Genomic DNA, 25,456 nt, shown 5'->3' with positions numbered 1-25,456 from the left:
CCATGGACGCGCCGCGACATGCCATCAGGGTCTCGGTGGCCACGCGCTACCTCGACGACCAGTCCGTCCCCGAGGACGGCTGCTATGTATTCGCCTACACCATCCGGATCCAGAATGCCGGCGAGGTGCCGGCGCGGCTGCTCAACCGGCACTGGCTGATCACCGACGCCAACGGCAACGTGCAGGAAGTGCGCGGCGAGGGCGTGGTCGGCGAACAGCCCTGGTTGCGTCCGGGCGAAAGCTTCGAGTACACGTCCGGCGCCGTGCTGGAGACGCCGATCGGCACCATGCGCGGCAGCTACGAGATGCTGGCCGACGACGGCACCCGTTTCGAGGCGCCGATCGCGCCCTTCACCCTGTCCATCCCCAGGACCCTGCACTGAATGGCCACCTACGCCATCGGCGACGTCCAGGGCTGTTACGACGCGCTGCAGCGTCTGCTGGAGAAGATCCGCTTCGACCCGGCGGCGGACCAGTTGTGGTTCTGCGGCGACCTGGTCAATCGCGGCGGCCAGTCATTGGAGACGCTGCGGCTGGTGTATTCCCTGGCCATCCACAGCACCGTGGTGCTGGGCAACCACGACCTGTCCCTGCTGGCCATCTCGACCCGGCGCGAGGCCGACCGGCGCAAGGTCAATCCCGACCTGCAGCGGGTGCTGTTCGCCGATGACGCCGAACCGATGCTGGCCTGGCTGCGCCGGCAGAAGCTCTTTCACGTGGATCGCAAGCTCGGCTTCGCGCTGGTCCACGCCGGGCTGGCGCCGCAGTGGGACATCGCCGAGGCCGAGGCCCGCGCCCGCGAGGTCGAAGACCGGCTGCGCGGCGACGGCTTCGCCAAGCTGGCCCGCCACATGTACGGCGACAAGCCCGCCTGGTCGCCGAAGCTGGCGGGCGTGGACCGGATCCGCGCCATCATCAACGTGTTCACCCGCCTGCGTTATTGCACGCCCGGTGGACGCATCGGCTTCGAGGAGAAGGGCCGGCCGGGCAGCCAGAAGCCGGGCCTGTATCCCTGGTTCGAAGTGCCGGGCCAGGCGGTGCGCGACCTGCCGATCGTCTGCGGGCATTGGTCCACGCTCGGGCTGTTCATGGGGCTGGGCGTCTACGCCATAGACACCGGCGCGGTCTGGGGCGGACGGCTGACCGCACTGGAACTTGGTCCCGAGCTGCGCCTGCACCAGGTTCCCGGTCGCGATCCGCCGCAGCGCGGACCGCGCGGAGACGACTGAATCATCGGCAACGGAGGAGGTAGCGCCATGTCCCGCTTGGTTTCCGCTCTGATCCTGTGGCTGGCCGCGTCGGCCCTGTCGCCGGCCTTCGCCCAGGAGGCCGCGCCAGCACAGACGATGGCGCGGGTGCAGGCCCTGCTGGAGGCCAGCGCACCGGGCAAGCAGATCTTCGTCGCCCGGCAGCTGCAGCTCACGCCCGAGGAGGCGGCCGGCTTCTGGCCCATCTACGACGCCTGGCAGGGCACGCTCGCGAACCTGTCCGAGCGCAGGGACCGACTGCTCTCGGCCATGGCCGGCGGCAGCGGCAAGCCCGCCGACCTGGCCGAGGAACTCACCGACCTGGACATCGAGGAAGCCGAACAGCGGCAGCGCATGTTCGAACGCCTGGCCCGGGCGATTCCCACCGACAAGGCGGTACGTTACCTGGAGCTCGAGCTCAGCCTGGCGGCCTTGAACCACTTCCGGCGGCGCGCCGCCGACGCCTACCGCGGCGGCTGAGCCCGGCCGTAATCCACGAATTCGAAAGCGAAGGCATGCCTTGCGTCGGCGGCATGCCGTTCGCGCCTCAGTACCCGCCAGGCCGAGGGATCGAAGGCCGGGAAGAAGACATCGGCATCCGTCACCACCGTGTCCACGTGAGTCAGGTGCAGATGCGTGGCCCGCGACAAGGCCAGCGCATAGACTTCGCCGCCGCCGATCACCATCAGTCCGCGTCCGGCCGCCAGCGCCAGGGCCTCCTCCAGCGAGGCCACGGCGCGCATGGCCGCGAACGGCACCCGGCCGGAACGGGTCAGCACCAGGTTTTCGCGGCCCGGCAGGGCCCGGCCCAGGGATTCGGCGGTACGACGCCCCATCAGCAGCGGCTTGCCCAGGGTAAGCGCCTTGAAGCGCTTGAGGTCGTCGGGCAGGTGCCAGGGCAAGGCATTGCCCCGGCCGATGCCATGCCGGCGGTCCAGTGCCGCGACCAGGGCCAGCGGCGTGCTATCGCCCCGCCACATCGCCCGTGACCGGCGCGCCGAGCCCGCTCTCGGGACGGCAACTCAGGCTCAGGCCCGAAAGCTGGCGTTCCAGATCACGTTGCAAGGCCCGGCCGTTGACCCGCTCGATCCGCAACGCGTACGCGGCTTCACCGTCGCTGGCGTACCAGTGGGTGACCTCCGATACGGAACCGTCTCGGTTCTCGCGCCTGGCCAGGATCCTCTCCGCCTGCAGCCCCCCCAGCGGCAAGCCCGAATCACGCGATACAACGGTAACGCCGTCCTTGCCCGACAGCGGGTCGCGCAGCTCGGCGAGCCGGTCGGCGTCGGGCGAAAGGTCGCAGCTCACCGACAGGCCCATGCGCTGCTGGGTCCAGAAGCCCTGCTTGAAGAAGCCGAACTGCTGGGTGACCCCGTGCAATCGCCCCTCGCCGTCACGATAGGCGATGACCAGAGCCGCCAGGGCGCCGACGCCATGCGGTTCAGCCAGGTCGCCGATCGCCGTGCGCAGCTTGCCGTCCACGACCAGCCTGCCGGTCTCCTCGTCCAGGCGTTGCCGGGTCCGCAGCAGGCCGGCGAAATCTATCCGCACCGTGGCCAGTGCCTCGACCAGATCGGGAGCCGCCTCGCCATCGGTCGGGTCGATGATTACCGTATTCACGATGGCACCGTTGACCACACCGACCACCCGGGCCATCCGGCTGGACTTGCCATCGAACTCCATCCGGGTATCGGCAAGGGTGAACTCGAAGCCATCCCGCTGCAGCGGACGGATGGTCTTGGTCTGCCCATTGGCGGCGATGTCCTCCTGGATCCGTCTGGCGATGGGCCGCACCAGATTCGCGTCCAGCCCCTGCGGCAGTATGTAGGTGGTGCTGACTTCCAGAACCTGGCCGGCGCGGGGGCCGTCCAGTACCTCCAGCTCGATGGTCTCGCTGGCGCTGATCCCGGCGTTCTTGCCGATCGATGCCTTCCGCGAACGCTCGCTGAAGGCGAACGGAATCCTGACCGCGCCGAGCAGCGTATTCAGCTCCGCCGCGGCCACGACCTCGGTAGCGGCGGAGGGCGCCGGAGCCGGCGCACCGACGGCGGGGACGACCGCCAGCACGGCCGCCAGCGACATGGTGGAAAGGAACATTCAGTACTCCCCTGGTTGAAAAAAGCGGTTCAGACGGCCACCGGAGCGGCTATTGCCGGATGCGGCTGGTAACCCTCGATGGCGATGTCTTCGTAACGGAAGGCGAACAGGTCCTTCACCTCCGGATTGAGCCGCAACCGCGGCAGCGGCCTGGGTTCGCGCGAGAGCTGCTCGCGCACCTGTTCGAAATGGTTGCGGTAGATGTGCGCGTCGCCGAAGCTGTGGACGAAATCGCCAACCTCCAGGCCGGTAACCTGGGCCACCATGTGTGTCAGCAGCGCGTAGCTGGCGATGTTGAAGGGCACGCCCAGGAACAGGTCGGCCGAACGCTGGTAAAGCTGACAGCTCAGCCTGCCGTCGGCAACGTAGAACTGGAACAGGGCGTGGCAGGGCATCAGGGCCATTTCCGGCAGGTCGGCCACGTTCCAGGCGCTGACGATCAGCCGGCGCGAGTCCGGATTGCGCCGGATCTCCTCCAGCACCCAGGCCAGCTGGTCGATCTCGCGGCCGTCGGGCGCCAGCCAGCGTCGCCACTGCTTGCCGTAGACCGGCCCCAGCTCGCCGTTCCCGTCGGCCCATTCGTCCCAGATCGTCACCCGGTTCTGGCGCAGGTAGCCGACATTGGTCTCGCCGCGGATGAACCACAGCAGTTCGTGGATGATCGAGCGCAGGTGCAGTTTCTTGGTGGTCACCAGCGGAAAGCCGGCCGTCAGGTCGAAACGCAGCTGGGCACCGAACACCGAGCGGGTCCCGGTGCCGGTCCGGTCGGTCTTGTCGGTGCCATGCGCCATCACATGCGCCAGCAGGTCCAGGTACTGCCTCATCGCGCTTCCTCCGCGGGCGGCGCCGGCGCCAACGTCGGCGCCCGCCGCGACAGCCACAACAGCCACAGCCCCACCACCAGCAGCGGCAGGCTCAGCACCTGACCCATGGTCAGCCAGCCGAAGGCCAGGTAGCCGATATGCGCATCCGGCTCGCGAACGAACTCGATGGCGAAACGGAACAGCCCGTACAGCAGGGCGAACAAGCCAGAGACCGCGTAGCGAGGCCGCGGCCGGCGCGAAAACCACAGCAGGGCCGCCAGCATCACCGCGCCCTCCAGGAAAGCCTGGTACAGCTGCGACGGATGCCGGGCGAAGGCGTCGAGGGCGCCGCTGGCGTGCAGCTGGCGCAACTGCTCGGCCGGAAGGCGGGCGTACTCGACCGGCAGCGCGTCCGGGAAAACGACGCCCCAGGTGCCGCCGGTCGGCTTGCCCCAGAGCTCGCCGCCGATGTAATTGCCCAGCCGGCCGAAGCCCAGGCCGGCGGGCACCAGCGGCGCCAGGAAGTCGATGGTGTCGAAAGCGTGCAGGCGGTGCTTGCGGGTCCACCAGGCCGCGGCGGCGAGCACGCCCAGCAGACCCCCGTGGAAGCTCATGCCGCCCTCGTTGATGCGCAGCACCGACAGCGGGTCGGCCAAGGCCGCCTCCAGACCGTAGAACAGCACGTAGCCCAGGCGACCGCCCAGCACCACGCCGAGCATGCCGTAGAAGATCAGGTCGCCGAAGGCCTCCTCGTTCACTCCGGGCAACCGCCCCGCCCGGACCCGGCGTCGGCCCAGCCACCAGGCAAAGCCGAAGCCGGCCAGGTACATCAGGCCGTACCAGTGGATGCCGTGCGGCCAGAACGGCAGCGGCACGGCGACCGGATCGATGTCGTGCAGGATGGTCATGCCGGCTCAGGTCCTGCGCCGCTTGCGCGCGGCGAGGATGTTCAGCGATTCGACGCCGGCCGAAAAGGCCATGGCGAAGTACAGGAACTTGCGGTCGATATGGAAATCGAAGCCGTCGGCGACCAGGGCCACGCCGACCAGAATGATGAAGCTCAGGGCCAGCATCTTCACGGTCGGATGCCGGTCGATGAAATCGCCGATCGGGTTTGCCGCGAACAACATCACCGCCACCGCCACCAGGATCGCCGCGACCATGATGGCGCGATTGTCCACCATGCCCACGGCGGTAATGACCGAGTCGAGCGAGAACACGATGTCTATCACCGCGATCTGGGCAATCACCACGCCGAACACCGCCGAGGGCCGGGTACCGATGTCCTCCTCCTCGCCGCGACCCTCGACCGAATCGTGGATCTCCATGGTGCCCTTGACCAGCAGGAACAGGCCGCCGGCGATCAGCACCAGGTCGCGCACGGAGAAGTCCTGGCCGAACAGGCTGAACAGGTTGTTCTCCATGCTGGCCAGGAAAGCCAGCGACAGCAGCAGCATGATCCGGGTCAGGCAGGCCAGGGCCAGACCGAAACGACGGGCGCTCGGTCGCCGGTCCGGCGGCAACCGGCTGACGGCGATGGAGATGAACACCAGGTTGTCGATGCCCAGCACGATCTCCAGCGCGGCCAGGGTCAGCAGGGCGACCCAGAGTTCGGTGCTGAACAGCCAATCCATCCGGCGAATCCCTCAGAGATAGCGCGGGAGCAGGACCAGCCCCCAGACGATCAACACGTTCATGTCGGCCAGGAAGACCGCGGCCGAGCCCATGTCCTTGGCCCGGCCGGCCAACTCGTGGTGTTCGGCGCCCCAGCGGTCCACCACCGCCTCGACCGCCGAGTTCAGCACCTCGATCACCAGTACCAGCATCATCGAGCCGATCAGCAGGGCGCGCTCGACCCCGTCCCGGCCCAGCCACAGGGCCAGCGGCGCCAGCACGACGAACAGGTAGGCCTCCAGCCGGAACGAGGACTCGAGCGACCAGGTCGCGCGCAGCCCCTTCATGGACCAGAGGAAGGCCTGCCAGGCCCGGAACGGGCTGCGCGGGGCGTGGCTGCCTTGGCTGTCGGCCATGCGGGAGGTCGGGGAAGCGGAAAGACGGCGCATTCTGCCACAGACCGCCGGCCGGCCCGGACCTTCGGCCCTTGCGCAACTCCGCCGCCGCCGCCACGCTCGCCGGAACGTCCGCGCGAGGAACCCTGCCATGTTCGACCCCGAACGCCTGCTCGGCCAGATGCTGGGAGACGCCCTGGACGGCCGCCTGGGCGGCCGCAGGCGCAAGCGCAGTACCGGCGTGCCGAAACTGTCGGGCAGCGCCAAGGCGCAGATCGGCCTGGGCCTGCTGGGCGTGGCCATGGCCGCCTGGGAGCATTACAAGGGCTCGGGCGGCCACCGGCACGAATCCGCCTCGGCCAGCCCTGCCGGGCTTCAGGCAACCGGACCGGGCGCCGCCGTTCCGCCGCCACCGCCGCCGGGAGCCTACGCCGCCCGGCCGGGCGCGGGCACCGTCGTTCCGCCGCCGCCGCCGCCGGGCGCCGCGACGCCACCACCGGCCACCCGGCGCGAGCAGGAGGCGCTGCACCTGCTGCGCGCCATGATCGCCGCCGCCCATGCCGACGGGCTGATCGACGAAGCCGAGCGCCAGGCCATCATGGGGCGCGCCCGCGAAGCGGGCATGGAGGACGACGACCTGCGCATGCTCGAGGCGGAGATCCGCGCCCCGTTCACGCTGGAGCAACTCGCGGCCCGCACCCTGCCGGGGCAGGAGACTGCCGTCTACGCGGCCGCCCTGCTGGCCGCCGGCGCCGAGACCGAACAGGAGCGGGCCTTCCTGGACCGGCTGGGCAAGGCCCTGTCGCTGGACGAGGCCAGCCGCCGCGACATCCATGTGCGGCTCGGCGCCGAGTCCGCCTGAACCCCGACCCTCCCGCATCCCCACCGCACCGACACGGAGTCCCGACATGCATCAGTGGTACCTCAGTTACGACGGCCGGCAGATCGGCCCGCTCGACCACGCCGCCGCGGTCGCCCAGGCCGCGAAGAATCCCGACGGCCATTGCTGGCGGCAGGGCTTCGCCGAATGGATTCCGATCAGCGCCTGCAGCGAACTGCGCGCCGAATCGGCCCCGGGCGCGCTGCCGGTGCCGGCGCCGCCGCCGGCGGCCGCCGGCCATCGGCGTGCCGACCTGATCGACTACCGCATCTACGGCGAGGACATGCAGTTCGTCGAAGTGGAGCTCGACCCCGGCGAAAGCGCGGTCGCCGAGGCCGGTTCGCTGATGTACAAGGACGCCGCCGTCAACATGGAGACGGTGTTCGGCGACGGCGGCAGCAGCGGCGGCAGCTTCATGGACAAGCTGGTCGGCGCCGGCAAGCGGCTGATCACCGGCGAGAGCCTGTTCACCACCGTGTTCACCCATGCCGGGACATCGGGCAAAGCCAGGGTGGCGTTCGCGGCCCCCTACCCCGGCACCATCGTGCCGATGACCCTGTCGAACTACGGCGGCACCATCATCGCCCAGAAGGACAGCTTCCTGTGCGCCGCCCGCGGCGTGCAGATCGGCCTGTATTTCCAGAAGAAGGTGATGACGGCGCTGTTCGGTGGCGAAGGCTTCATCATGCAGAAACTGACCGGCGACGGCCTGGTGTTCGTGCATGCCGGCGGCACCATCGTCGAGCGCGAGCTGGCCGCCGGCGAACGCCTGGACGTGGACACCGGCTGCGTGGTCGCCATGACCAGCACGGTGGATTTCGACCTGCGCACGGTCGGCGGGGTGAAATCCATGCTGTTCGGCGGCGAGGGCGTGTTCCTGGCCACTCTGACGGGCCCCGGCAAGGTCTGGCTGCAATCGCTGCCCTTCTCGCGCCTGGCCGGCCGCATGTTCAGCGCCGCCTACCAGCGCGGCGGCAGCAAGGGCGAAGGCTCGGTGCTGGGCGGCCTGGGCGGCATCATCTCCGGCGACCGGGGCTTCTGAGCCCTACCGGAAGGGCCGCGCCTCCGGCGCGGCCTTGACGGCAACGCGTCCCGCGAATATGGTTGTGACTGCCAACCATATCCGGCAGATCGCCATGCCGCACTCCGCCCGCACCGCCGCCACCGATCGCCTGGCCCAGGATGCCGCCGACTTGCAGGCGGCCCTGGCCCGGCTGCTGCGCGTGTACCAGTTCCGCGACCGCGACCGGATCTGCTGCCATGACGTGTCGGTGACCCAGTGCCACGCCCTGGAACTGTTGGTCGAACGCGGCGCGATGCGCAGCCAGGCCCTGTCCGATGCCCTGCTGCTGGACAAGAGCACCACCACCCGCGTGGTGGACGCCCTGGTGCGCAAGGGCTATGCCGAGCGCAGCCCCGACCTGGAGGACCGCCGCGCCGTGCGCCTGCGCGCCACCACCGCCGGACGCCGTCTGGTCCAGCGCATCAACGACGACCTGGTGGCCCAGCAGCGTGCGCTGCTGGCCGACCTGCCGGCCGAGGTCAGGCGCGGCACCATCGAAACCCTCGACCGCCTGGCGGGGCTGGCCGAACGCCGGTTCCTCGACGCCGGCGGCTGCGGTCCCGGCGCCTGCGCGCCATCGGAGGGCCGCCGTCCAGGCTGCGCCTGATTCGGCTCGCCCAATTTGTTGTTACTACCACCAACAAGGAAACCCTCATGAACGCCTCCCTCCCTGTCGTGGTGATCGGCGCCGGTCCGGTCGGCCTTGCCGCCGCCGCGCACTTGCTGGAACGCGGCCTGGAACCGCTGGTGCTGGAAGCCGGCGAGCGGGTCGGCGCCGGCATGCTGTCCTGGGCCCACGTGCGCATGTTCTCGCCCTGGCGCTACAACGTGGACCGGGCAGCAAGCGCCCTGCTCGAGCGCCACGGCTGGCGGCTCGAAGATCCGGAAGGCTTCCCAACCGGCGCGGACATGGCCGAGCGCTACCTGGCGCCCCTGGCCGCCACCCCGGAGCTGGCGCCGCGCATCCGCACCGGCAGTCGCGTCATCGCCGTCAGCCGCTGGCGCCGCGACCGGATGAAGGATGCCGGCCGCGCCGACACGCCGTTTCTCGTCCGCTACGTGGACAGTCGCGGCGAACACGACATCCGCGCCCGGGCGGTGATCGACGCCTCCGGGACCACCAGCCTCCCCAACCCGATGGGCGCCTCCGGCCTGCCCGCGCGCGGCGAGGCCGCCGTGGCCGCGCATGTCGTCCACGGCATGCCGGACGTGTTGGGACGCGATCGCGACCGTTATGCCGGTCGCCGGGTGCTGGTGGTCGGCAGCGGCCACTCCGCCTTCAACGTGCTCAACGATCTGGCGACGCTGGCGGGAGAAGCACCGGGCACCCGCATCGTCTGGGCCCTGCGCCGCGCCACCGTGGCCCGGGTGCTCGGCGGCGGCGAGCATGACCAGCTGCGCGAACGCGGTGCCCTGGGCCTGGCCATCAAGCGCTGGCTGGAGGCCGGCGTGCTGCGCGCGGAAACCGGCTTCCATCTGGAAAGCCTGGAACGCACCGACGAGGGCATCGTCGCCCGCGACGGCGAGCGTGCCTTGCCGCCGGTGGACGAGATCGTCTCCGCCACCGGCTTCCGGCCCGACCATCGCATCCTTGCCGAACTGCGCCTGGCCCTGGATCCGGGCACTGCCGCGCCGGTCGCGCTGGCGCCACTGATCGATCCCAACCTGCACAGCTGCGGCAGCGTCCGCCCGCATGGCATCGCCGAGCTGGCCCACCCCGATCCCGGCGTCTACATCGTCGGCATGAAAAGCTACGGCCGCGCGCCGACCTTCTTGCTGCTGACCGGCTACGAGCAGGTGCGTTCGGTGGTGGCCGGCATCGCCGGCGACCATGCCGCCGCCGCCCGGGTCGAACTGGTGCTGCCGGAAACCGGGGTCTGCATCACCCGGTTCGCTGACGAGGGCGAAGGGGCGCCGCCCAACCGGTGCTGCGCGCCGCCACTGACCGACAGCGCCGGACTGGCGGAGGCACCTGCAAGCGCAACGGTCGGTTGCGGCACCGGCTGCGGCAGCGGCCGCCCGGCGGCGAGCGCCGCCTGCTGCGCCTGAGCATGAGCCCGACGGAACGTCGCGCCGTCTGGCGGCTGGGCGCCAGCCAGTGCCTGTACTGGGGCCTGCTGTATTACGGCTTCGCGGTTCTGCAGCTGCCCTGGCAGCGGGCCTCGGGCGGCAGCCAGGCGCAGGTCGCCGGCGCCTATTCTCTTGGCCTGCTGGTGATGGCCCTGGCGGCGCCGGCCGTGGGTCGCCGGATCGATCGCGGCCGGGCCGCCGCCGTGTTCCATGCCGGCACCGGCTTTGCCCTCGCCGGCCTGGTCCTGGGCCTGGCCGCGCAGCATCTGCCCCTGCTCTATCTTGCCTGGGGCCTGCTCGGCCTGGCCATGGCCTGCCTGCTCTACGAACCGGCCTTCGGTCTGGTGATCCGCCACTTCCGGCAGAGCGAGGATCGCCTGCGCGCCCTGGCTACGGTCACCGTGCTCGGCGGCCTGGCCAGCACCCTGTGTCTGCCCCTTCTGGCGTATGCGCTGGCCTGCCTGGGCTGGCGCGGCACCCTGATGGCGATGGCGGTACTGGTGGCACTGGCCTCGCTGATGATGTCCCGTGCCGTGCTGCCCACGCTCGCCCGAACCGGGGTACCGGCCCCGACCGGCACCGGCCCGGCACAGGCACAGGTGCAGACCACAGGTGCGCGGGCGGGCGCCGGTTTCGCCGCGGTACTGGCCACCTTCGTCACCGGCACGGTTGCCGCCATGGCCATGACCACGCTGCTGGTGCCCTTGCTGGTGGCGCGCGGGATGTCGCCGGAAAGTGCTGCCCTGGCCCTGTCGAGCCTGGGCGTGATGCAACTGCCGGGACGCGTTTGGCTGATGCGCGGCCGGCATCGCCCGTCCATGCGGACGCTGGTGGTCTGGCCGGTGGCCTTGCAGGCCATCGGGCTCGGCCTGGTGTCGTTCTCACCCGGCGCCGTGGCCTCGGCCATCGGCGTGGCGGTGTTCGGACTGGGCGCCGGCATCCTCACCCTGTCCCGCCCCTGGCTGCTGCAAGCCCTGTATGGCAGGGACAGCGTCGGCTACTGGAATGGCCGCCTGGCGCGTTGGCAGGGCCTAGCACGGGCGGCGACGCCTCTGACGGCGGCCGGCGTCGCCGGCATGCTCGGGCAGGCGGAAACGCTGGCGCTGCTGGCCCTGGCGCTGGCTCTCAGCCTGTCGCTGGCCTACCGGCTGGCCAGCATCGCCGATGCCGGGAACTGAGCACCCTGCCAGCGCCACTCCAGGCTCACCCAGGCGGTACGGCCGGGGCCGGGTTCGAAGTAGCGGCGGTTGGCCTCGTTGACGATCACCGAGCCGACATGGCGGCGATCCGTCGCGTTGTCGAGCCACGCGGCCAGGCGCAGCGAATGCGCACCCAGCCGCCAGCGACGGGCAATGCCAAGGTCGATAAGGGTATGGGCGGCCGCGGCATCGCTGGCGTGGTCGTCCACGACCACGCGACCGACATGGCGCAGCTGCGCCCAGGCCTGCCAGGCCGGCCCGGCCTGCCATTGCAGGTGCAGCCAGGCCTGCCGCTCGGGAATGCCCGGCAGCGGCGTGCCAGCGGACGCCGGGCCTTCACGCAGCTCGGCATCGAGCCGGGTCCAGGCGCCGCGCAGTGTCCAGTGCTCGCCGAGCGCGCGCTCGAACTCCAGTTCTAGGCCATGGCGTCGGCTGCGGGCGGCATTGCGGAAGCTGGCCCGGCCGGCCACGCTGCTGGCCACCACCAGTTCGTCGCGGGTATCGATCCTGAACAGGCTGGCCGCCGCCGACCAGGCATCGGTCCGCCACTTCAGACCCAGTTCGACGCTACGGCTGCGCGACGGGGCGAGATCCAGGTTGAGCCCGCCCACACCGTCGGGCCGGTAGGCCAGCTCGACCAGGGTCGGCGTTTCGAAGCCGCTGCCCCAGGCAAGATGGACCGCGCCGCCTTGCCCCAAGGCCCGGCGCAGGCCGAGCACCGGGGTCCAGCGCCGGAACGTCACGGCACCGCTGTCGTCGGGATTGCCGGGCCGTACGTAGCGGTCGTCGGAACGAAAGCGGACCCGGCTGCCACGCAGGCCCGCCAACAGGGACCAATCGTCGGCGAAGCGCCAGTCTGCCTGGGCGAACAAGTCGCTGCCGGCCACCCGGTTGCGTTCGTCGCGGCGCAGGGCGCCCTGCAGGCCCAGTTGCGCACCGACGAAGTTCTCGTAGCCGCGCCGGTGCTGCGCCAGCCATTCGTGACCGAGGCCCAGCACCCAGTGCAGGGGATGCCCGGCCAATGCCATCTCGCCATCGGACTGAAGCTGCAGACCGCCGTAATCGTTGTCCAGCGCGATCACGCCGCCGCCCTGCAGGGGATTGGCCTGGGCGGCCACTGGCACCGCCAGCACCTGCCAGACCTCGCGCCGGCCGACCCAGGCCAGGGCTTCCAGGCCAGTACCGGCCAGGCCGCCGCGCCAACGCAGGCCCATCTGGTCCTGCGCGAAGCGCTTGCGGGTATCGAAGGCCAGCGCCTGCGGCGCGGTCTGGCGCGGATCGGCCTCGAACTGCGCCCGGCTCAAGCCCAAGGGATCCTCGGCGCGCGGGCTGTCCACCCGGTTGAGCACGAGGGACCAGCCCTCGCCGTCGGCACGCTCACCCTGGTGCAGGCGCAGGTTGAAGGAATCGCGCCGCGCTGCCGATTGCGGCCGCCAGCCCTCGGTGGCGAAGGTGGAAGCACCCAGCACATAGCCCCAGCCGCCGATCCGGCCGCGCGCGGCCAGGGACGCCCGGGCATCGCGACCGCCGCCAGCGGCTGCGCCGGCAGTGAACTCCGGCCGGACGGAGCCACTGCCGCTGTCAACCCGGATCACGCCGCCGGAGGCATTGCCGTGCATGACGGAAAACGGCCCGCGCAGCACTTCGACCGTCTCCACGCTGGCCAGATTGACATGCGAGATCTGCGCCTGCCCGTCCGGCTGGCTGGCCGGGATGCCGTCCACCAGCACGCGGATGCCGCGGATGCCGAAGCCGGCGCGGGCGCCGAAGCCGCGGATGGAAAGCTGAGTGTCCTGGGCATGGTTCTGCCGTTCGCGCGCGGCCAGGCCGGGCACGCCCCGCAGCCACTCCGACATGCCGATCCCGGGCGACGGCCCGGGCTCGCCAGCGATGCTGAGCGAGGCCGGCACCTCCTCGGCGAAACGCGGCACCCGGGTCGCGGTCACCGTGACGGCATCCAGGGTGTCCGGGTCGGCGGCCGCGACGACAGCCGCCAGCAGCCAGGCGTTCACTCGTCGGCGTAGATGGCGACGCCGCGGCTGCCGTCCGGAGCGATCCAGGCCCGGTACATGCCCGGCGTGTTGAAGGGCATGGCGATATTGCCCCGCGCATCCAGGGCGATGGCGCCGCCGTCACCGCCCAGGGCCGGCACCTCGCCGTTCACCACCGCCTCGGCGGCCAAGGCCAGCGGCTCGCCGCGCAGGCGCACCCGGGCGCAGACTTCGTGTGCGACAGCCAGACGAATGAAGTACTCGCCCCACCCGGTCGCCGAGAGTGCGCATCCGGCATCGGCCCAGGTGCCGGCACCGATCACCGGCGAATCGCCGACCCGGCCCCAGCGCTTGAGGGTCATGCCGCCGGTGGAGGTCGCCGCGGCGAGATGACCCTGGGCATCCAGGGCCACCGCGCCGACCGTGCCCCACCGATACTGGCGGCGCCCCGCCTGCTGCCGGGCGGCGCGTTCACGCGCGTCCTGCAGCTGCTTGCGGCGCCGCTCGGTGTCGAACCAGTCCGGGCGGACGCGCTCGATCTCCGGCCGGGTGTCGGCGAAAGCCTCGGCTCCCTCCCCCACCAGCATCACGTGCGGCGAATGCTCCATCACCGCCCGCGCCAGCCGGATCGGATGGCGCACGGTGCGTACGCCGGCCACCGCACCGGCACGGCGGGTGTGGCCCTCCATCAGCGACGCATCCAGCTCGTGTCCGCCCTCGGCATTGAACACCGCGCCCTTGCCGGCATTGAACCAGGGCGAATCCTCCAGCACCTCGACCGCGGCCATGGCGGCGTCCAGGGCGGCACCGCCTTCGTTCAGCACCGCCTGTCCGGCGTCCAGCGCCCTGCCGAGGTCGGCCCGGATCGCCCGCTCATCCTCCGCCGAAAGGCTGCCGCGTTCGATCACCCCTGCCCCGCCGTGGATCACCAGCGCCGTGCGCGGCGCCTCCGCGAAGGCGGAAACGGACGCCGCCAATGCCAGCGACAAGGACATCGAAAGCCAGGCACGCATGCGGGCAACTCCACGGGAACTGCGGAGAGTTCTATCAGGTAAGCGGCGGCGGTTAAACAGCTGGTGCCGGCACAGCGCCGGCCGGCACGGCCTTGCGCCCGCGGCGCCGCAGGAGGCGCCCGCTCAGCCCTGATGGCGAAGCGCTTCGATCGGGTCGAGGCGGGCGGCCTTGCGGGCGGGGTAGAAGCCGAAAAACAGTCCGGTGGCGACCGCGAAGCCCGTGGCCAGGGCGATCACGTCCAGGCTCAGCGCCACCGGCAGGGCCACGAACTTCGCCGTGAGCCAGGTGCCGGCCACGCCCAGAACGATGCCGATCACGCCGCCCCCCAGTGACAACATCATCGCTTCGGCCAGGAACTGCAGCTGGATTTCCCGCGGACCGGCACCCACGGCCATGCGCAGGCCGATCTCGCGGATCCGCTCGGTCACCGACACCAGCATGATGTTCATGATGCCGATACCGCCGACGATCAGCGAGATCGTCGCCACGGCGCCCAGCAACAACGACATGAGCCGGGTGGTCTCGGTGCGGGTACTGACGATCTGGGTGAGATTGCGCACGGTGAAATCGTCGTCGGCACCCGGCTGGATGCGATGGGTTTCCCGCAGCACCTCGGCGATGCGGCGCTCGACCTCGGGCATGACCTCGGCGCTGGCGGCGCCGACGGTGATCTGCATGACCGTGCGCGGCGGCAGGCTCATCTGTCCCATCAGGCGGCGGCGCCCGGTTTCCAGCGGCACGAACACCACATCGTCCTGGTCGCCTCCCCAATTGTTGGCGCCACGCGGCTCGAGCACGCCGACGACGGTGAAGGGCACCCGGCCCACGCGGATGGTCGCGCCGACCGGGTCTTCGTCGCCGAACAGCTTCTCGCGCACGGTCTGCCCGAGCAGCACCACCTTCGCGGCGGCGCCGTAGTCGCGCTCGGCGAAGTAGTCGCCCAGGGCGATGTTCCAGTCGTTGATGGCGAAATGGTCCGCCTCCACCCCATACCAGCTGGTGGACCAGTTCCGGTCGGCGTTGATGACCTGGGCGCCACCGCGGATAGAGCCGCTGACGTACTGCGCGCCTTCCACCCGCTCCCGGATCGCCCGGACGTCGTCGTCGGTAAGGGAGAAGATGCTGCCGGCCCCCATGCGCACCGCACCCTGGCGGCCGAAGTTTGGATTGACGTCGATGCGGTTGGTGCCCAGCCGCGAAATGGCCCGATCGAGTTCCGCCTGGGTGCCTTCACCCACCGACACCATCACGATCACGGCGGCAATGCCGATGATGACACCCAGGGCGGTCAGCACGCTGCGCAGCCAGTTGCCGCGCAGGGCGAACAGGGCCATGCCGAGGATGTCGCCGATGCCCGCGCCCTTCATGCGGCCTCCTGCAGCTCGCCGTCACGCATGACGACGGCACGGTCGGCGAAATCGGCCACATGCTGTTCGTGGGTGATCAGGACCACCGTGTGACCCTCGTGCTGCAGGCGCTTGAACAGGGCCATGATCTCGTCGCCGGTACGGGTGTCCAGCGCGCCGGTGGGCTCGTCGGCCAGCAGTACCGGCGGCTTGTTGATCAGGGCGCGAGCGATGGCCACGCGTTGCTGCTGGCCGCCGGAGAGTTCCGCGGGCCTGTGCCCGGCACGTTCGGCCAGGCCGACCTCGGCGAGGGCCTGCTCGGCCCGGGCCCGCCGCTCCTGCCGCGGGATGCCGGCATAGGCCAGCGGCAGCATCACGTTCTCCAGCGCCGTGTGCCGGGAAAGCAGATGGAAGCCCTGGAACACGAACCCGATCTTGCGCAGGCGCAGCGCGGCCCTGCCGGCGGCATCCAGTTCGGCGACATCTTCCCCATCGCAGCGGTATCGGCCGGACGTCGGCTGGTCCAGGCAGCCGATGATGTTCATCAGGGTGGACTTGCCCGAACCCGATGGCCCCATGATGGCCAGGAACTCACCGTGGTCCACCCGCAGCGACACGCCGCGCAAGGCCACCACCTCGGCCGGTGTGCCCTCGGCATAGACCTTGCGGATGCCGTCCAGTTCGATGACCGGGCGCGCCGCCATCAGCCGGCAAGCTCCTCGCCGACGATCACCAGGTCGCCTTCGGACAGGCCTTCGCCCTGTACTTCGGCGTGGCGGCTGTCGGAGGCGCCGACCCGCACCGGCACCGGCACCGGCTTGCCGTACTGTAGCCGCCACAAGGTGGCCCGCCGGGCCGACAGGTGCTCGCGCAGGGCCTGGTCGAAGGCAGCGCGACGGGCCTCGTCCAGGCTGGCGCGAAAGCCGGCGAAGCCTTCCAGCACGCGCCGGAGGATGGCCTGCTGGATGGCCTCGGGCGATGGCGCGCCGTTGCCGGCGCCGGCGACGATCATGACGCCTCCACCCGGACCACCGCCCGGGACAGCCGGACCTGCGGCCTGGCCGGCCGCGGCCGTCCGGCGCTGTTGCATGCGCTCGCGCATCGCCGCCAGGTCGGCGTCGAGGGCGGCGCGCTGGCTCGCGTCCAGGTTCAGGGGCGCCACCATGGCCGGGATGGCCGCCGCCAGCTCGCTTCCGCCCACGCGCATGGCGCCGGCCGGCGGCTCCGGCGCGTCGGCCGGGCGGTAGCGCAGGGCCGCGATCGGCACCCGCAGTACGCCCTCGCGCCGACTGACCTCGATCTCGGCGTTGGCGGTCATGCCCGGCAGCAGGCTGCCGTCCGGATTGTCCACCGCGACGATGACCGGGTAGGTGATCACGTTCTGGGTATTGGTGGCCGACAGGCGCACCTGCTTCACCTGGCCGGCGAACTCGCGGCCGGGGAAGGCGTCCACGGTGAAGCGTACCGGCTGGCCCGCGCGCAACTGGCCGACGTCGGACTCGTCAACGCTCAGTTCGATCAACATCTGCGACAGGTCTTCGGCGATCTGGAACAGCACCGGGGTCTGGAAGCTGGCGGCAACCGTCTGGCCCGGTTCGACCGCGCGGTTGAGCACCACGCCGTCCACCGGCGAGCGCAGCTCGGTATGGCGCAGGTCGAGCTCGGCGTTGGCCACCGCCGCCTGGCGTTGCAGCACCGCCGCCTCGGCGGAGCCGACCCGGGCCCGGGCCTGGTCGCGGGCGGCCAGGGCCAGATCCAGTTCGCTGCCGGCGATCAACCGTCGCTCCGCCAGTTCGCGCTTGCGCACGTAGTCGGCTTCGGCATTGCGGCGATTGGCGATGGCCTCCTCGAGCGCGGCGCGGGCACTGGCAAGATCGGCCCGGGCCTGGTTGAGCCGCGCCTCGAAGGTGGCCGGATCGATGCGGGCGATCACCTGGCCGGCCTGCACGCGCTGGTTGAAGTCCACCTCCACACTCTTGACCTGCCCCGACACCTGCGAGCCCACATCCACCGTCGAAAGGGCGCGCAGGGCGCCGGTGGCGGAGATGGCAAGCTGCAACTGGCCGCGGTCCACGGCAGCGGTGCGATAGCGCGCAGTGCCATCGTCGCGGCTGCCGAGCGCGGACCACAGGACAAAGGCGAGCAGGATGGCGGCAGCGGCGATGAGAAGGCGAAACAGGGAAAAGCTGCGCAGTCCAGGCATGTGCACTCCAGCGGCGGAACGACGACGGGTGAAACGCGGCAGCGGCCGCGCGGTTGACAAGCCCCGCCTCAGACAGGAGACGCCTCGGGGAAGCGGATGGTCGCAACCGTGCCCTGGCCGGGGGTGCTGTCCAGCCGCACCGGCCAGCCGTAACGGTCGGCCAGCCGGCGCACCAGGGTCAGGCCGATGCCCTGACCCTCGCGCCGGCCATCGCCACCCCGGAAGAAGGGATCGAAGGCCCGGGCCAGCTCGGCCTCGCTCATGCCGATGCCGGTATCGGCCACGGTGATCTGGCCGGGACGGATGCCCACGCTCACCTTGCCGGCATCGGTGTAGTGGCAGGCGTTGCGAAGCAGGTTGCCCAGCAGCACCGCCAGCACCCGCGGCGGCGCATGCAGGCGGAAGTCGCCGGCCCGCTCCAGCTCCAGCACCACCGGTTTTCCGGCCAGCAGCAGCCGCGCCTTGTCCACTTCCTCGGCCACGACCTCGGACACCAGGAAGTCCTCCTCCGGCAGGCCGCGGTCGCCCTCCCTGGCCAGGATCAGGAAGGCCTCGATCAGCGCTTCCATGTCCCGACCGGCGCCGCGGATGCGCTCCAGGGCCCGGCGCGAACGCGGCGACAGCGTTTCGTCGGCCGCCATCATGTCGCCTGCCACCCGGATCACGGTCAGCGGCGTGCGCAGCTCATGCGAGGCGTCCCGGGTAAAGTTGCGTTCGCGCTCGACGAAGGATTCGATCCGGCTGGCGAACTCGTGCAGGGACGAGGCCAGCACCAGGGTCTCGCCCTCGAGGTCGGCTGGCAGCCGGTGCGGACCGAGCAGGGAGGCATCGGGCTGTTTCGGGTCCCACTGCTGCACCTGGTTGGCCAACCAGATCACCGGCGATACCGCCCGCTTCGAGCTGCGATAGGTGCCCCAGGCGATGACGTAGATGACCACCAGCACGATCGCCAGCGGCACCATGCCGAACCAGAAGGCCAGGCTGTCCACCTGCTCCTGCTTGAACAGCAGGTACATCGTCCGGCCATCGTCGGCGCGCTCCACCAGCACCAGTGACCCGCCCTGTTCGCGCGGCAGGATGTGAAAACCAGGCGGCAGCGCCTGCAGCTCGGGCGGTAGCCCGGCCTTGTCGGCCGCGGGCGGCAGCAGGTATCCGGTCATGTTGTAGGTGTCGGGAACCTCGGCCGCCGGGTCGCGCGCCAGCCGCTGCCAGTAGTGTGCCGCCTCCTGGCGCAGGGCCTGCTGGATCAGCACGTGCTTGAGCACGGCCGACGCGCCGTAGACGCCCAGCACCGCCGCGAAGCTGATCGCCGCCGCCTGCAGGATGAAGGCCGTCCATATCTTCCGGCGCAGGCCGCTGCGCTTGCCGTCCATATGCGTTCAGGCCGCCGGCGGCGCGTCGAGGTCAGCGATGCGGTAGCCGGCGGTCTGCACCGTGTGCAGCAAGGGACGATCGAAAGGCCGGTCGATGATCTTGCGCAGGTTGTACAGGTGGCTGCGCAGGGTGTCCGAATCCGGCAGGCTGTCGCCCCAGATCTCGCGCTCGATGTCGCGCCGGCTGACCACCCGCGGCGATTCCCGCATGAGGATGGTCAGCAGACGCAGGCCGATCGGCGAGAGCTGCAGCTCGCGGCCGGCACGGGTGACGCGCAGGCTGGCGGTGTCCAGCACCAGGTCGGCCACCTTCAGCACGCCGGCACTGACCTGACGCCGCTCGCGGCGGATCAGGGCGCGCAGGCGCGCTTCCAGCTCCTGGATCGCAAAGGGCTTGACCAGATAATCGTCGGCGCCGGCCTCGAGGCCGGTGACCTTGTCCGACAGGGTGTCGCGGGCGGTCAGCATCAGCACCGGCGTGGCCTTGCGCGCCTCCTGGCGCAGGCGCCGGCAGACTTCGATGCCGTCCATGCGCGGCAACATCAGGTCCAGCACGATCACGTCGTAACCGTTCTCGCTGGCCAGGCGGTAGCCGTCCACGCCGTCGCTGGCGTAGTCCACGCCGAAGCCGCGGGACTCCAGGTACTCGCCCACCATTTCGGACAGCCCCCGGTTGTCTTCCACCACCAGGACCATGCCGGCCGGGTCTTCGCGTCGCATAGGGGGCCTCCGTTACGCCTTCAGCTTTGTGAAGAGTAGGCCGGAACCGGGGTGAGGACACCGTGAAGCCGTCCCGGCCCCTGCCCTTGGCGGCCAGCCGGGCGGCAACGCCGGCCAACGGCCCGCGAACGCCGGTCCATGTGGTCGCCGGCCCCTGCGCCGGGACCGTACCGCCGGCCCACGCGAGCGGCTAGGCTTTGCCCGCCCTGGCCCGCCACCCCGACCGGTACTGCCCGCATGTCCACCTTCGGCGCCTACGCCACCCCCGTGCTGCTGCTGCTCGCCTCCAACGTATTCATGACCTTCGCCTGGTACGGGCACCTGAAATACAAGGCCAGCCCGCTCTGGATCGTGGTCTTCGCCAGTTGGGGCATCGCCTTCTTCGAATACTGCCTGCAGGTGCCGGCCAACCGGCTCGGGCACGCGGTCTATTCGGCGCCGCAGCTCAAGGGCATCCAGGAGATCCTGACCCTGCTGGTGTTCGCCGCCTTCTCCGCGTGGTACCTGGGCGAGCCGGTGAAGTGGAACCACGTGGCGGCCTTCGCCCTGATCGTGCTGGCGGCCTTCCTGCTGTTCCTGGACTGAGCCTGGGCCATCAGAACGGAATGCGTCCGAGCAACATGTCCCGGAACATCACCCAGTCGCCCAGGAAAGAGTAGAAGGGGTGCCGGAAGGTGGCCGGCCTGTTCTTCTCGAAGAAAAAATGCCCGATCCAGGCGAAGGCGTAGCCGGACACCAGTGCCGCCAGCAGCCACCAGGGATCACGGGTGACCGCAGTCGCGGCCAGGAAGCCCAGGGCGACGCAGCTGCCGACGAAATGCAGGCGGCGACAGATGCGGTGGCGATGCTCGCCCAGGTAGAAGGGATAGAACTCGCTGAAGCTGGCGAAACGCTTGCTCATGTCACGCCCCTCCCGGCCGGTGCCTGCCCGGGGAATTCTGCCACGGCGCCCCCTTCCCCGGCCTCGTCTGCGGCCCTTTCCTCGGCCTTGGCCCGGTCCCAGTAGGCATCCTGGGCCGCCAGCGACAGGCCGGCCAGGTCCACGCCCTCGGCCCGGGCCAGTTGCTCCATGCGGCGGAAGCGGCGCTCGAACTTGGCGTTGGCCCGACGCAGGGCGGCGCCGAAATCCACCCGGGCGTGGCGGGTCAGGTTGGCGGCCACGAACAGCACGTCGCCCAGCTCGTCCTCGAGCCGTTCGCGGGCGGTTTCGTCGCCAGCCGCCAGGGCAGTGAACTCGGCCCGGACCTCTTCGATTTCCTCGTGCAGCTTGGCCAATACCGGCTCAGGCCCCGGCCAGTCGAAACCCAGGGTGGCGGCGCGCTTCTGCAGCTTCACCGCCCGCAACCACTCCGGCAGGCCGCGGCCGATTCCGGCCAGCACGCTGTCGTCGCCCTCGCCGCGGGCGGCGCGTTCGCGCCGCTTGTGTTCCTCCCAGGCCGCCGTCTGCGCCTCGGCGTCGGCCACCGATTCGTCGCCGAACACGTGCGGGTGCCGGCGCAGCATCTTGTCGCGGATCGCCGCCACCACGTCGCCGAAGTCGAAGGCGCCCGCCTCCTCGGCCATGCGGGCATGGAAAACCACCTGCAGCAGCAGGTCGCCAAGCTCGTCCTTGAGATCGACCAGATCGCCGCGGCGGATGGCATCGGCGACCTCGTAGGCTTCCTCGATGGTGTACGGGGCGATGCTGGCGAAATCCTGCTCGATATCCCAGGGGCAACCGCGCTGCGGGTCGCGCAGGCGCGCCATGATCTCCAGCAGCTCGCGGATGTCAGCCATGCGCCGGCACCGCCTCCAGCCACTCCCGCCAGGGCAACGAGGCATCGCCCAGGGCGATGAAGTCCGGATTGAGCAGCGATTCCTTGCGGTTGTATTCCAGCGGCCGGCCGTCCAGCCCCAGTACCACGCCACCGGCGGCCTCGAGCACGCACTGGGCGGCCGCGGTGTCCCATTCGCTGGTCGGGCCGAAACGCGGGTACACATCCACGCGGCCCTCGGCGATCCGGCAGAACTTCAGGGAAGAACCCAGGCCATGCCGTTCGGCCTCGCCCATGCGATCGAGAAAGGCAGTGGTGCGCGCATCGAGGTGCGAGCGGCTGGCGGCCACCCGCAGCGGCGTGGTGGCCGGCCGGCGCGTGGACAGCGGAATGTCGCGACCCTGCTCGCGCAGCCAGGCGCCCTCGCCAGCCTGCGCATGCAGCAGGTAGTCGAACACCGGCGCATAGACCACGCCAAGCACCGGCCGATGGCCTTCCACCAGGGCGATGTTGACGGTGAACTCACCGTTTTTCTTCACGAACTCGCGGGTGCCGTCGAGCGGATCGACCAACCAGTAGCGCGACCAGGCGCGACGTTCCTCCCAGGCGATGCCGGCGGCTTCCTCGCTCAGCACCGGGATGGCCGGGTCGAGCCGGCGCAGGCCTTCGCAGATGATCCGGTGCGAGGCCAGATCGGCTTGGGTGAGGGGCGAGGCGTCGTCCTTGGCCTCGACGCTGAAATCGCGGGCATAGACCTCGAGGATGGCGGCGCCGGCGGCGCGGGCCAGGGTGATGCAGGCTTCACGCAACTCGCTCACGCACGTCCCTCCAGCACTTCCCGGACGATGAACAGGGCGGCCAGGGAGCGGCCTTCCGAGCAGTCTTCGCGCAGGGCCAACTCTCCCAGGCGGTCCAGACGCCATGGCACCACTTCCAGCGGCTCGGGTTCGTCCCCGGGCAGACGCTCGGGGTACAGGTCCTCGGCCAGGACCAGGTGGATGTGGTGCTGCATGTAGGTGGGCGCGGTGGTGATCTGGCGCAGCAGGGTCAGCTTGCGCGCGCCCATGCCCACTTCCTCCTTGAGCTCGCGGTTGGCTGCCTCCGTGGCGGTTTCGCCGGCGTCCATCTTGCCCTTGGGCAGACCCAGTTCGTAGCGATGCACGCCGGCGGCGTATTCGCGCACCAGCAGCACCGTGCCCGGTTCCGGAATGGCGGCGATGATCACCGAGCCCAGCCCCGGGCTGAGGATGCGGTGGTAACGCCGGCGCTCGCCATTGCTGAACTCCAGATCCAGCCATTCCCGGCGGGTGCCGCCGGCCTCCTGGACCTCGCGGCGGTGGATGACGGGCAGGGGGCGCGGCGGGCTGGACATGGCGCGATTCTAGCCGCTGCGGCCGACGCCGTCCCGGCGTGGACAGGCCAGGGGCGGCGGCGGATCATTCCCGGCCATGGAAACGAACCCGACCGCAGCCGCGACGGCCGCCGCCCGGGCCTGGCGCGACCGCGACCTGGCCGTGCTCTGGCATCCCTGCACGCAGATGAAGGAACACCCCGACGCCCTGCCGCTGGTGCCGATCCGGCGCGGTCGCGGCGCCTGGCTGGAAGGCGTGGACGGCAAACGCTACCTCGACGCGGTCAGCAGCTGGTGGACGAACCTGTTCGGACATGCCGAGCCGCGCATCGCCGAGGCCGTCGCCGCCCAGGCGCGTGAGCTGGAGCACGTGATCTTCGCCGGCTTCTCGCACGAGCCGGGCCTGCGCCTGGCCGAGGCCCTGCTGGCGGTGGCGCCACGCCAGGCCGGCAGACCGCCGCTGGCCCGCGTGTTCTACGCCGACAATGGCTCGGCAGCCATCGAGGTGGCGCTGAAGATGAGCTTCCACTGCCACCGCAACCGCGGCGACGACCGGCGCACCCGCTTCGTGGCGCTCGGCAACAGCTACCACGGCGAAACCCTCGGCGCGCTGTCCATGGGCGACATTCCGCTCTATCGGCGCGTATATGCGCCGCTGTTGCTGCAGCCGTTGTTCGCGCCGTCGCCCGACGCCTTCGAAGCCGAACCCGGAGAATCGGCCGAGGCCTGCGCCCTGCGCCGCGCCGAAGAGCTGCGCGCCATTTTCGAGGCCCACCCCGGCGAAATCAGCGCACTCATCCTCGAACCGCTGGTGCAGTGCGCCGGTGGCATGCGCATGCACCACCCGGCCTATCTGCGCCGCGCCCGCGAGATCTGCGACGTCCATGGCGCGCACCTGATCGCCGACGAGATCGCGGTCGGCTTCGGTCGCACCGGCACCCTGTTCGCCTGCGAGCAGGCCGGTATTGCCCCGGACTTCCTCTGCCTGTCCAAGGGCCTGACCGGCGGCTTCATGCCGCTTTCGGCGGTACTGACCACCCAGGCGGTCTACGAGGCCTTCCTGGACGATTCGCGCGAACGCGCCTTTCTGCACTCGCACAGCTACAGCGGCAATCCGCTGGCCTGCGCGGCGGCGCTGGCCTCGCTGGCGATATTCGCCGAGGACGACGTCCTGGCACGCAACCGCGTCACTGCTGCCCGCATGGCCGAGCTGGCCGCGCCGCTGGCCGAACATCCATGCGTGGCAGACCTGCGCCAGACAGGCATGATTCTGGCGATAGAGACACGCGCGGCCAGCGGCGAGCACGGCACCGCCGTGGAAATCGCCGGCGGCGCCGGCCTGCGCGCCTACCGCCATGCGATCTCCCGCGGGGTGGTGCTGCGCCCGCTGGGCGACGTGCTGTACTGGATGCCGCCCTACTGCGTCGGCGAGGAAGAGTTGTTGCACCTGGCCGAGGTCACCACCAGCGCCATCGCCGAGGTCTGGCGATGAGGACCGTCCGCTGCCACGTGGACCTGCCGCTGCGGCCCGGCCAGATCGTCGCCCTGCCCGAGCCGGCGGCCGCGCACCTGGTACGAGTGCTGCGGCTGGGGCCGGGCGACGCCCTGGTGCTGTTCAATGGCGACGGCCACGACTATCCCGCCGTTCTGTTGGAGACCGGCAAACGCGGCGCCAGCGCCGAAGTCTCGGGCCAGGTACCGGTGGCGAACGAATCGCCGCTGCGCATCACCCTGGCGCAGGGCATCGCCCGCGGCGACAAGATGGACTGGGTGCTGCAGAAGGCCACCGAGCTGGGCGTGGCGGCAATCGTCCCCGTCCTCACCGAACGCACCGAAGTCAAGCTCGACGGCGACCGCGCCGGCAAGCGCCTGGCGCATTGGCGTGGCGTGCTGGCCGCGGCCTGCGAACAATGCGGGCGGGCAAGGCTGCCCACGCTGTCGGCACCGGTGCCCCTGGCGCAGTGGGCGGCAAGCGCCCGCGAGCCGCTGAAGCTGGTGCTGGAGCCCGAGGGCGGCGTAGCCCTCGCCGACCTACCCGCTACCGACGCGGTTGCGCTGGCAGTCGGCCCGGAAGGCGGACTGTCGGCGCGCGACCTCGAAGCCTTGCGCGCCGCCGGCTTCCGCAGCCTGCGCCTGGGACCGCGGGTGCTGCGGACCGAAACCGCCGGACTCGCCGCCGTCGCAGCGCTGCAGGCGTGCTGGGGCGACTTCTGACCCTTTGATCTGACCCTTTGATCTGACCCTTTGATCTGACCCTTTGATCTGACCCTTTGATCTGACCCTTTGATCTGACCCTTTGATCTGACCCTTTGATCTGACCCTTTGATCTGACCCTT

General features: G+C 70.5%; 28 protein-coding genes. 11 read left to right on the top strand and 17 right to left on the bottom strand.

Translation table 11 applies throughout. The features are described from left to right. The first annotated feature begins 2 nt into the window (after nucleotides 1–2). From apaG to F0415_RS12095, 3 genes are read left to right on the top strand one after another with little or no spacing between them, the layout of a single operon-like run. On the top strand, nucleotides 3–383 hold the full coding sequence (gene apaG / locus F0415_RS12105; protein ID WP_246149959.1) for a Co2+/Mg2+ efflux protein ApaG: 381 nt from the start codon (nucleotides 3–5) through the stop codon (nucleotides 381–383). Continuing rightward, entirely contained in the window at nucleotides 384–1,229 is an 846-nt protein-coding gene (locus tag F0415_RS12100) for a symmetrical bis(5'-nucleosyl)-tetraphosphatase (RefSeq protein ID WP_149861481.1), read from the top strand. 27 nt (nucleotides 1,230–1,256) lie between these two features. Beyond that, on the top strand, nucleotides 1,257–1,727 hold the full coding sequence (locus tag F0415_RS12095; RefSeq protein ID WP_149861480.1) for a hypothetical protein: 471 nt from the start codon (nucleotides 1,257–1,259) through the stop codon (nucleotides 1,725–1,727). Here the strand turns inward: F0415_RS12095 and F0415_RS12090 are convergent. From F0415_RS12090 to F0415_RS12065, 6 genes are read right to left on the bottom strand one after another with little or no spacing between them, the layout of a single operon-like run. Next, on the bottom strand, nucleotides 1,712–2,227 hold the full coding sequence (locus F0415_RS12090) for a dihydrofolate reductase (protein ID WP_188310386.1): 516 nt from the start codon (nucleotides 2,225–2,227) through the stop codon (nucleotides 1,712–1,714). The two genes, F0415_RS12095 and F0415_RS12090, sit on opposite strands and share 16 nt — an antisense overlap. Continuing rightward, nucleotides 2,211–3,344: a hypothetical protein gene (locus tag F0415_RS12085; RefSeq protein WP_149861479.1), complete on the bottom strand. Its 1,134-nt coding sequence runs from the start codon at nucleotides 3,342–3,344 to the stop codon at nucleotides 2,211–2,213. Before F0415_RS12085 ends, F0415_RS12090 begins: the two co-directional genes overlap by 17 nt. 29 nt (nucleotides 3,345–3,373) lie before the next feature. Continuing rightward, nucleotides 3,374–4,168: a thymidylate synthase gene (locus F0415_RS12080; RefSeq protein ID WP_149861478.1), complete on the bottom strand. Its 795-nt coding sequence runs from the start codon at nucleotides 4,166–4,168 to the stop codon at nucleotides 3,374–3,376. Then, complete coding sequence (gene lgt / locus F0415_RS12075; RefSeq protein WP_149861477.1) at nucleotides 4,165–5,055, bottom strand: prolipoprotein diacylglyceryl transferase; 891 nt, start codon at nucleotides 5,053–5,055, stop codon at nucleotides 4,165–4,167. Before lgt ends, F0415_RS12080 begins: the two co-directional genes overlap by 4 nt. A gap of 6 nt (nucleotides 5,056–5,061) precedes the next feature. Next, the gene (locus tag F0415_RS12070) at nucleotides 5,062–5,781 is read right to left on the bottom strand and encodes a TerC family protein (protein WP_149861476.1); all 720 of its coding nucleotides are present in this window, start codon (nucleotides 5,779–5,781) and stop codon (nucleotides 5,062–5,064) included. Nucleotides 5,782–5,793: 12 nt separating this feature from the next. Continuing rightward, nucleotides 5,794–6,177: a diacylglycerol kinase gene (locus F0415_RS12065; protein WP_149861475.1), complete on the bottom strand. Its 384-nt coding sequence runs from the start codon at nucleotides 6,175–6,177 to the stop codon at nucleotides 5,794–5,796. A 130-nt stretch (nucleotides 6,178–6,307) separates the two neighbouring features. Between F0415_RS12065 and F0415_RS12060 the strand changes: the two genes are divergently transcribed. The 5 genes from F0415_RS12060 (at nucleotide 6,308) to F0415_RS12040 (ending at nucleotide 11,347) form a co-directional block, all read left to right on the top strand. After that, nucleotides 6,308–7,018 carry a DUF533 domain-containing protein gene (locus F0415_RS12060; protein WP_188310385.1) on the top strand — a complete coding sequence of 237 codons (711 nt, stop codon included), beginning with the start codon at nucleotides 6,308–6,310 and terminating at the stop codon, nucleotides 7,016–7,018. Nucleotides 7,019–7,064: 46 nt separating this feature from the next. Then, on the top strand, nucleotides 7,065–8,078 hold the full coding sequence (locus F0415_RS12055) for a TIGR00266 family protein (RefSeq protein WP_149861473.1): 1,014 nt from the start codon (nucleotides 7,065–7,067) through the stop codon (nucleotides 8,076–8,078). A 94-nt stretch (nucleotides 8,079–8,172) separates the two neighbouring features. Continuing rightward, the gene (locus F0415_RS12050; RefSeq protein WP_149861472.1) at nucleotides 8,173–8,706 is read left to right on the top strand and encodes a MarR family winged helix-turn-helix transcriptional regulator; all 534 of its coding nucleotides are present in this window, start codon (nucleotides 8,173–8,175) and stop codon (nucleotides 8,704–8,706) included. 47 nt (nucleotides 8,707–8,753) lie between these two features. Further along, a complete protein-coding gene (locus tag F0415_RS12045; RefSeq protein WP_149861471.1) occupies nucleotides 8,754–10,148 on the top strand; it encodes an FAD-dependent oxidoreductase in 1,395 nt (464 codons plus the stop codon). Nucleotides 10,149–10,150: 2 nt separating this feature from the next. After that, nucleotides 10,151–11,347 carry an MFS transporter gene (locus F0415_RS12040; protein WP_149861470.1) on the top strand — a complete coding sequence of 399 codons (1,197 nt, stop codon included), beginning with the start codon at nucleotides 10,151–10,153 and terminating at the stop codon, nucleotides 11,345–11,347. On the opposite strand, the gene F0415_RS12035 is transcribed toward F0415_RS12040, so the two are convergent. The 7 genes from F0415_RS12035 to F0415_RS12005 all read right to left on the bottom strand — a co-directional run bounded on the left by F0415_RS12035 (nucleotide 11,311) and on the right by F0415_RS12005 (nucleotide 20,015). Continuing rightward, complete coding sequence (locus F0415_RS12035; protein WP_149861469.1) at nucleotides 11,311–13,380, bottom strand: TonB-dependent receptor family protein; 2,070 nt, start codon at nucleotides 13,378–13,380, stop codon at nucleotides 11,311–11,313. The two genes, F0415_RS12040 and F0415_RS12035, sit on opposite strands and share 37 nt — an antisense overlap. Next, nucleotides 13,377–14,372, bottom strand: a complete 996-nt coding sequence (locus F0415_RS12030) for an isoaspartyl peptidase/L-asparaginase family protein (RefSeq protein WP_188310384.1) — start codon at nucleotides 14,370–14,372, stop codon at nucleotides 13,377–13,379. Before F0415_RS12030 ends, F0415_RS12035 begins: the two co-directional genes overlap by 4 nt. A gap of 123 nt (nucleotides 14,373–14,495) precedes the next feature. Then, a complete protein-coding gene (locus F0415_RS12025; RefSeq protein WP_149861468.1) occupies nucleotides 14,496–15,740 on the bottom strand; it encodes an ABC transporter permease in 1,245 nt (414 codons plus the stop codon). Continuing rightward, the gene (locus tag F0415_RS12020; protein ID WP_149861467.1) at nucleotides 15,737–16,423 is read right to left on the bottom strand and encodes an ABC transporter ATP-binding protein; all 687 of its coding nucleotides are present in this window, start codon (nucleotides 16,421–16,423) and stop codon (nucleotides 15,737–15,739) included. The genes F0415_RS12025 and F0415_RS12020 overlap by 4 nt, the downstream gene beginning before the upstream one ends. Beyond that, nucleotides 16,423–17,922: an efflux RND transporter periplasmic adaptor subunit gene (locus F0415_RS12015; protein WP_149861466.1), complete on the bottom strand. Its 1,500-nt coding sequence runs from the start codon at nucleotides 17,920–17,922 to the stop codon at nucleotides 16,423–16,425. Before F0415_RS12015 ends, F0415_RS12020 begins: the two co-directional genes overlap by 1 nt. A 68-nt stretch (nucleotides 17,923–17,990) precedes the next feature. Further along, a complete protein-coding gene (locus tag F0415_RS12010; protein WP_149861465.1) occupies nucleotides 17,991–19,295 on the bottom strand; it encodes a sensor histidine kinase in 1,305 nt (434 codons plus the stop codon). Nucleotides 19,296–19,301: 6 nt separating this feature from the next. Continuing rightward, nucleotides 19,302–20,015, bottom strand: coding sequence for a response regulator transcription factor (locus tag F0415_RS12005; RefSeq protein WP_149861464.1), 714 nt, complete (start codon nucleotides 20,013–20,015; stop codon nucleotides 19,302–19,304). A gap of 237 nt (nucleotides 20,016–20,252) precedes the next feature. Between F0415_RS12005 and F0415_RS12000 the strand changes: the two genes are divergently transcribed. Then, nucleotides 20,253–20,600 carry a DMT family protein gene (locus F0415_RS12000; protein WP_149861463.1) on the top strand — a complete coding sequence of 116 codons (348 nt, stop codon included), beginning with the start codon at nucleotides 20,253–20,255 and terminating at the stop codon, nucleotides 20,598–20,600. 10 nt (nucleotides 20,601–20,610) lie between these two features. Here the strand turns inward: F0415_RS12000 and F0415_RS11995 are convergent, their stop codons facing one another. Genes F0415_RS11995 through nudE form a run of 4 tightly spaced genes read right to left on the bottom strand, consistent with a single transcriptional unit; the run spans nucleotide 20,611 to nucleotide 23,141 of the window. Beyond that, nucleotides 20,611–20,916: an Mpo1-like protein gene (locus F0415_RS11995; RefSeq protein ID WP_149861462.1), complete on the bottom strand. Its 306-nt coding sequence runs from the start codon at nucleotides 20,914–20,916 to the stop codon at nucleotides 20,611–20,613. Beyond that, complete coding sequence (mazG, locus tag F0415_RS11990) at nucleotides 20,913–21,836, bottom strand: nucleoside triphosphate pyrophosphohydrolase (protein WP_425457849.1); 924 nt, start codon at nucleotides 21,834–21,836, stop codon at nucleotides 20,913–20,915. The genes F0415_RS11995 and mazG overlap by 4 nt, the downstream gene beginning before the upstream one ends. Then, nucleotides 21,784–22,587 (bottom strand): 3'(2'),5'-bisphosphate nucleotidase CysQ, encoded by an 804-nt coding sequence (cysQ, locus tag F0415_RS11985; RefSeq protein WP_246149958.1) that lies wholly within the window; start codon nucleotides 22,585–22,587, stop codon nucleotides 21,784–21,786. The genes mazG and cysQ overlap by 53 nt, the downstream gene beginning before the upstream one ends. Then, nucleotides 22,584–23,141, bottom strand: coding sequence for an ADP compounds hydrolase NudE (gene nudE, locus F0415_RS11980; RefSeq protein WP_149861459.1), 558 nt, complete (start codon nucleotides 23,139–23,141; stop codon nucleotides 22,584–22,586). Before nudE ends, cysQ begins: the two co-directional genes overlap by 4 nt. 76 nt (nucleotides 23,142–23,217) lie before the next feature. On the opposite strand from nudE, the gene bioA reads away from it, so the two are divergent. Together bioA and F0415_RS11970 are read left to right on the top strand one after the other, a co-directional pair. After that, complete coding sequence (gene bioA, locus F0415_RS11975) at nucleotides 23,218–24,612, top strand: adenosylmethionine--8-amino-7-oxononanoate transaminase (protein ID WP_149861458.1); 1,395 nt, start codon at nucleotides 23,218–23,220, stop codon at nucleotides 24,610–24,612. Continuing rightward, on the top strand, nucleotides 24,609–25,334 hold the full coding sequence (locus F0415_RS11970) for a 16S rRNA (uracil(1498)-N(3))-methyltransferase (RefSeq protein ID WP_149861457.1): 726 nt from the start codon (nucleotides 24,609–24,611) through the stop codon (nucleotides 25,332–25,334). The genes bioA and F0415_RS11970 overlap by 4 nt, the downstream gene beginning before the upstream one ends. Nucleotides 25,335–25,456: the final 122 nt, after the last annotated feature.

It is taken from the genome of Arenimonas fontis (genome assembly GCF_008386465.1).
GTDB classification, from domain to species: Bacteria; Pseudomonadota; Gammaproteobacteria; order Xanthomonadales; family Xanthomonadaceae; genus Arenimonas; species Arenimonas fontis.
Note: the sequence above shows the minus strand (reverse complement) of the source record. Positions and strands in the feature narration are given on the sequence as shown.

Bases quoted from the DNA above. Each gene is read 5' to 3' on its own strand.
- apaG (WP_246149959.1), top strand. From the start codon at position 3: ATGGACGCGCCGCGACATGCCATCAGGGTCTCGGTGGCCACGCGCTAC.
- F0415_RS12100 (WP_149861481.1), top strand. From the start codon at position 384: ATGGCCACCTACGCCATCGGCGACGTCCAGGGCTGTTACGACGCGCTG.
- F0415_RS12095 (WP_149861480.1), top strand. From the start codon at position 1,257: ATGTCCCGCTTGGTTTCCGCTCTGATCCTGTGGCTGGCCGCGTCGGCC.
- F0415_RS12090 (WP_188310386.1), bottom strand. From the start codon at position 2,227: ATGTGGCGGGGCGATAGCACGCCGCTGGCCCTGGTCGCGGCACTGGAC.
- F0415_RS12085 (WP_149861479.1), bottom strand. From the start codon at position 3,344: ATGTTCCTTTCCACCATGTCGCTGGCGGCCGTGCTGGCGGTCGTCCCC.
- F0415_RS12080 (WP_149861478.1), bottom strand. From the start codon at position 4,168: ATGAGGCAGTACCTGGACCTGCTGGCGCATGTGATGGCGCATGGCACC.
- lgt (WP_149861477.1), bottom strand. From the start codon at position 5,055: ATGACCATCCTGCACGACATCGATCCGGTCGCCGTGCCGCTGCCGTTC.
- F0415_RS12070 (WP_149861476.1), bottom strand. From the start codon at position 5,781: ATGGATTGGCTGTTCAGCACCGAACTCTGGGTCGCCCTGCTGACCCTG.
- F0415_RS12065 (WP_149861475.1), bottom strand. From the start codon at position 6,177: ATGGCCGACAGCCAAGGCAGCCACGCCCCGCGCAGCCCGTTCCGGGCC.
- F0415_RS12060 (WP_188310385.1), top strand. From the start codon at position 6,308: ATGTTCGACCCCGAACGCCTGCTCGGCCAGATGCTGGGAGACGCCCTG.
- F0415_RS12055 (WP_149861473.1), top strand. From the start codon at position 7,065: ATGCATCAGTGGTACCTCAGTTACGACGGCCGGCAGATCGGCCCGCTC.
- F0415_RS12050 (WP_149861472.1), top strand. From the start codon at position 8,173: ATGCCGCACTCCGCCCGCACCGCCGCCACCGATCGCCTGGCCCAGGAT.
- F0415_RS12045 (WP_149861471.1), top strand. From the start codon at position 8,754: ATGAACGCCTCCCTCCCTGTCGTGGTGATCGGCGCCGGTCCGGTCGGC.
- F0415_RS12040 (WP_149861470.1), top strand. From the start codon at position 10,151: ATGAGCCCGACGGAACGTCGCGCCGTCTGGCGGCTGGGCGCCAGCCAG.
- F0415_RS12030 (WP_188310384.1), bottom strand. From the start codon at position 14,372: ATGCGTGCCTGGCTTTCGATGTCCTTGTCGCTGGCATTGGCGGCGTCC.
- F0415_RS12025 (WP_149861468.1), bottom strand. From the start codon at position 15,740: ATGAAGGGCGCGGGCATCGGCGACATCCTCGGCATGGCCCTGTTCGCC.
- F0415_RS12020 (WP_149861467.1), bottom strand. From the start codon at position 16,423: ATGGCGGCGCGCCCGGTCATCGAACTGGACGGCATCCGCAAGGTCTAT.
- F0415_RS12015 (WP_149861466.1), bottom strand. From the start codon at position 17,922: ATGCCTGGACTGCGCAGCTTTTCCCTGTTTCGCCTTCTCATCGCCGCT.
- F0415_RS12010 (WP_149861465.1), bottom strand. From the start codon at position 19,295: ATGGACGGCAAGCGCAGCGGCCTGCGCCGGAAGATATGGACGGCCTTC.
- F0415_RS12005 (WP_149861464.1), bottom strand. From the start codon at position 20,015: ATGCGACGCGAAGACCCGGCCGGCATGGTCCTGGTGGTGGAAGACAAC.
- F0415_RS12000 (WP_149861463.1), top strand. From the start codon at position 20,253: ATGTCCACCTTCGGCGCCTACGCCACCCCCGTGCTGCTGCTGCTCGCC.
- F0415_RS11995 (WP_149861462.1), bottom strand. From the start codon at position 20,916: ATGAGCAAGCGTTTCGCCAGCTTCAGCGAGTTCTATCCCTTCTACCTG.
- mazG (WP_425457849.1), bottom strand. From the start codon at position 21,836: ATGCCTCGTTGCCCTGGCGGGAGTGGCTGGAGGCGGTGCCGGCGCATG.
- nudE (WP_149861459.1), bottom strand. From the start codon at position 23,141: ATGTCCAGCCCGCCGCGCCCCCTGCCCGTCATCCACCGCCGCGAGGTC.
- bioA (WP_149861458.1), top strand. From the start codon at position 23,218: ATGGAAACGAACCCGACCGCAGCCGCGACGGCCGCCGCCCGGGCCTGG.
- F0415_RS11970 (WP_149861457.1), top strand. From the start codon at position 24,609: ATGAGGACCGTCCGCTGCCACGTGGACCTGCCGCTGCGGCCCGGCCAG.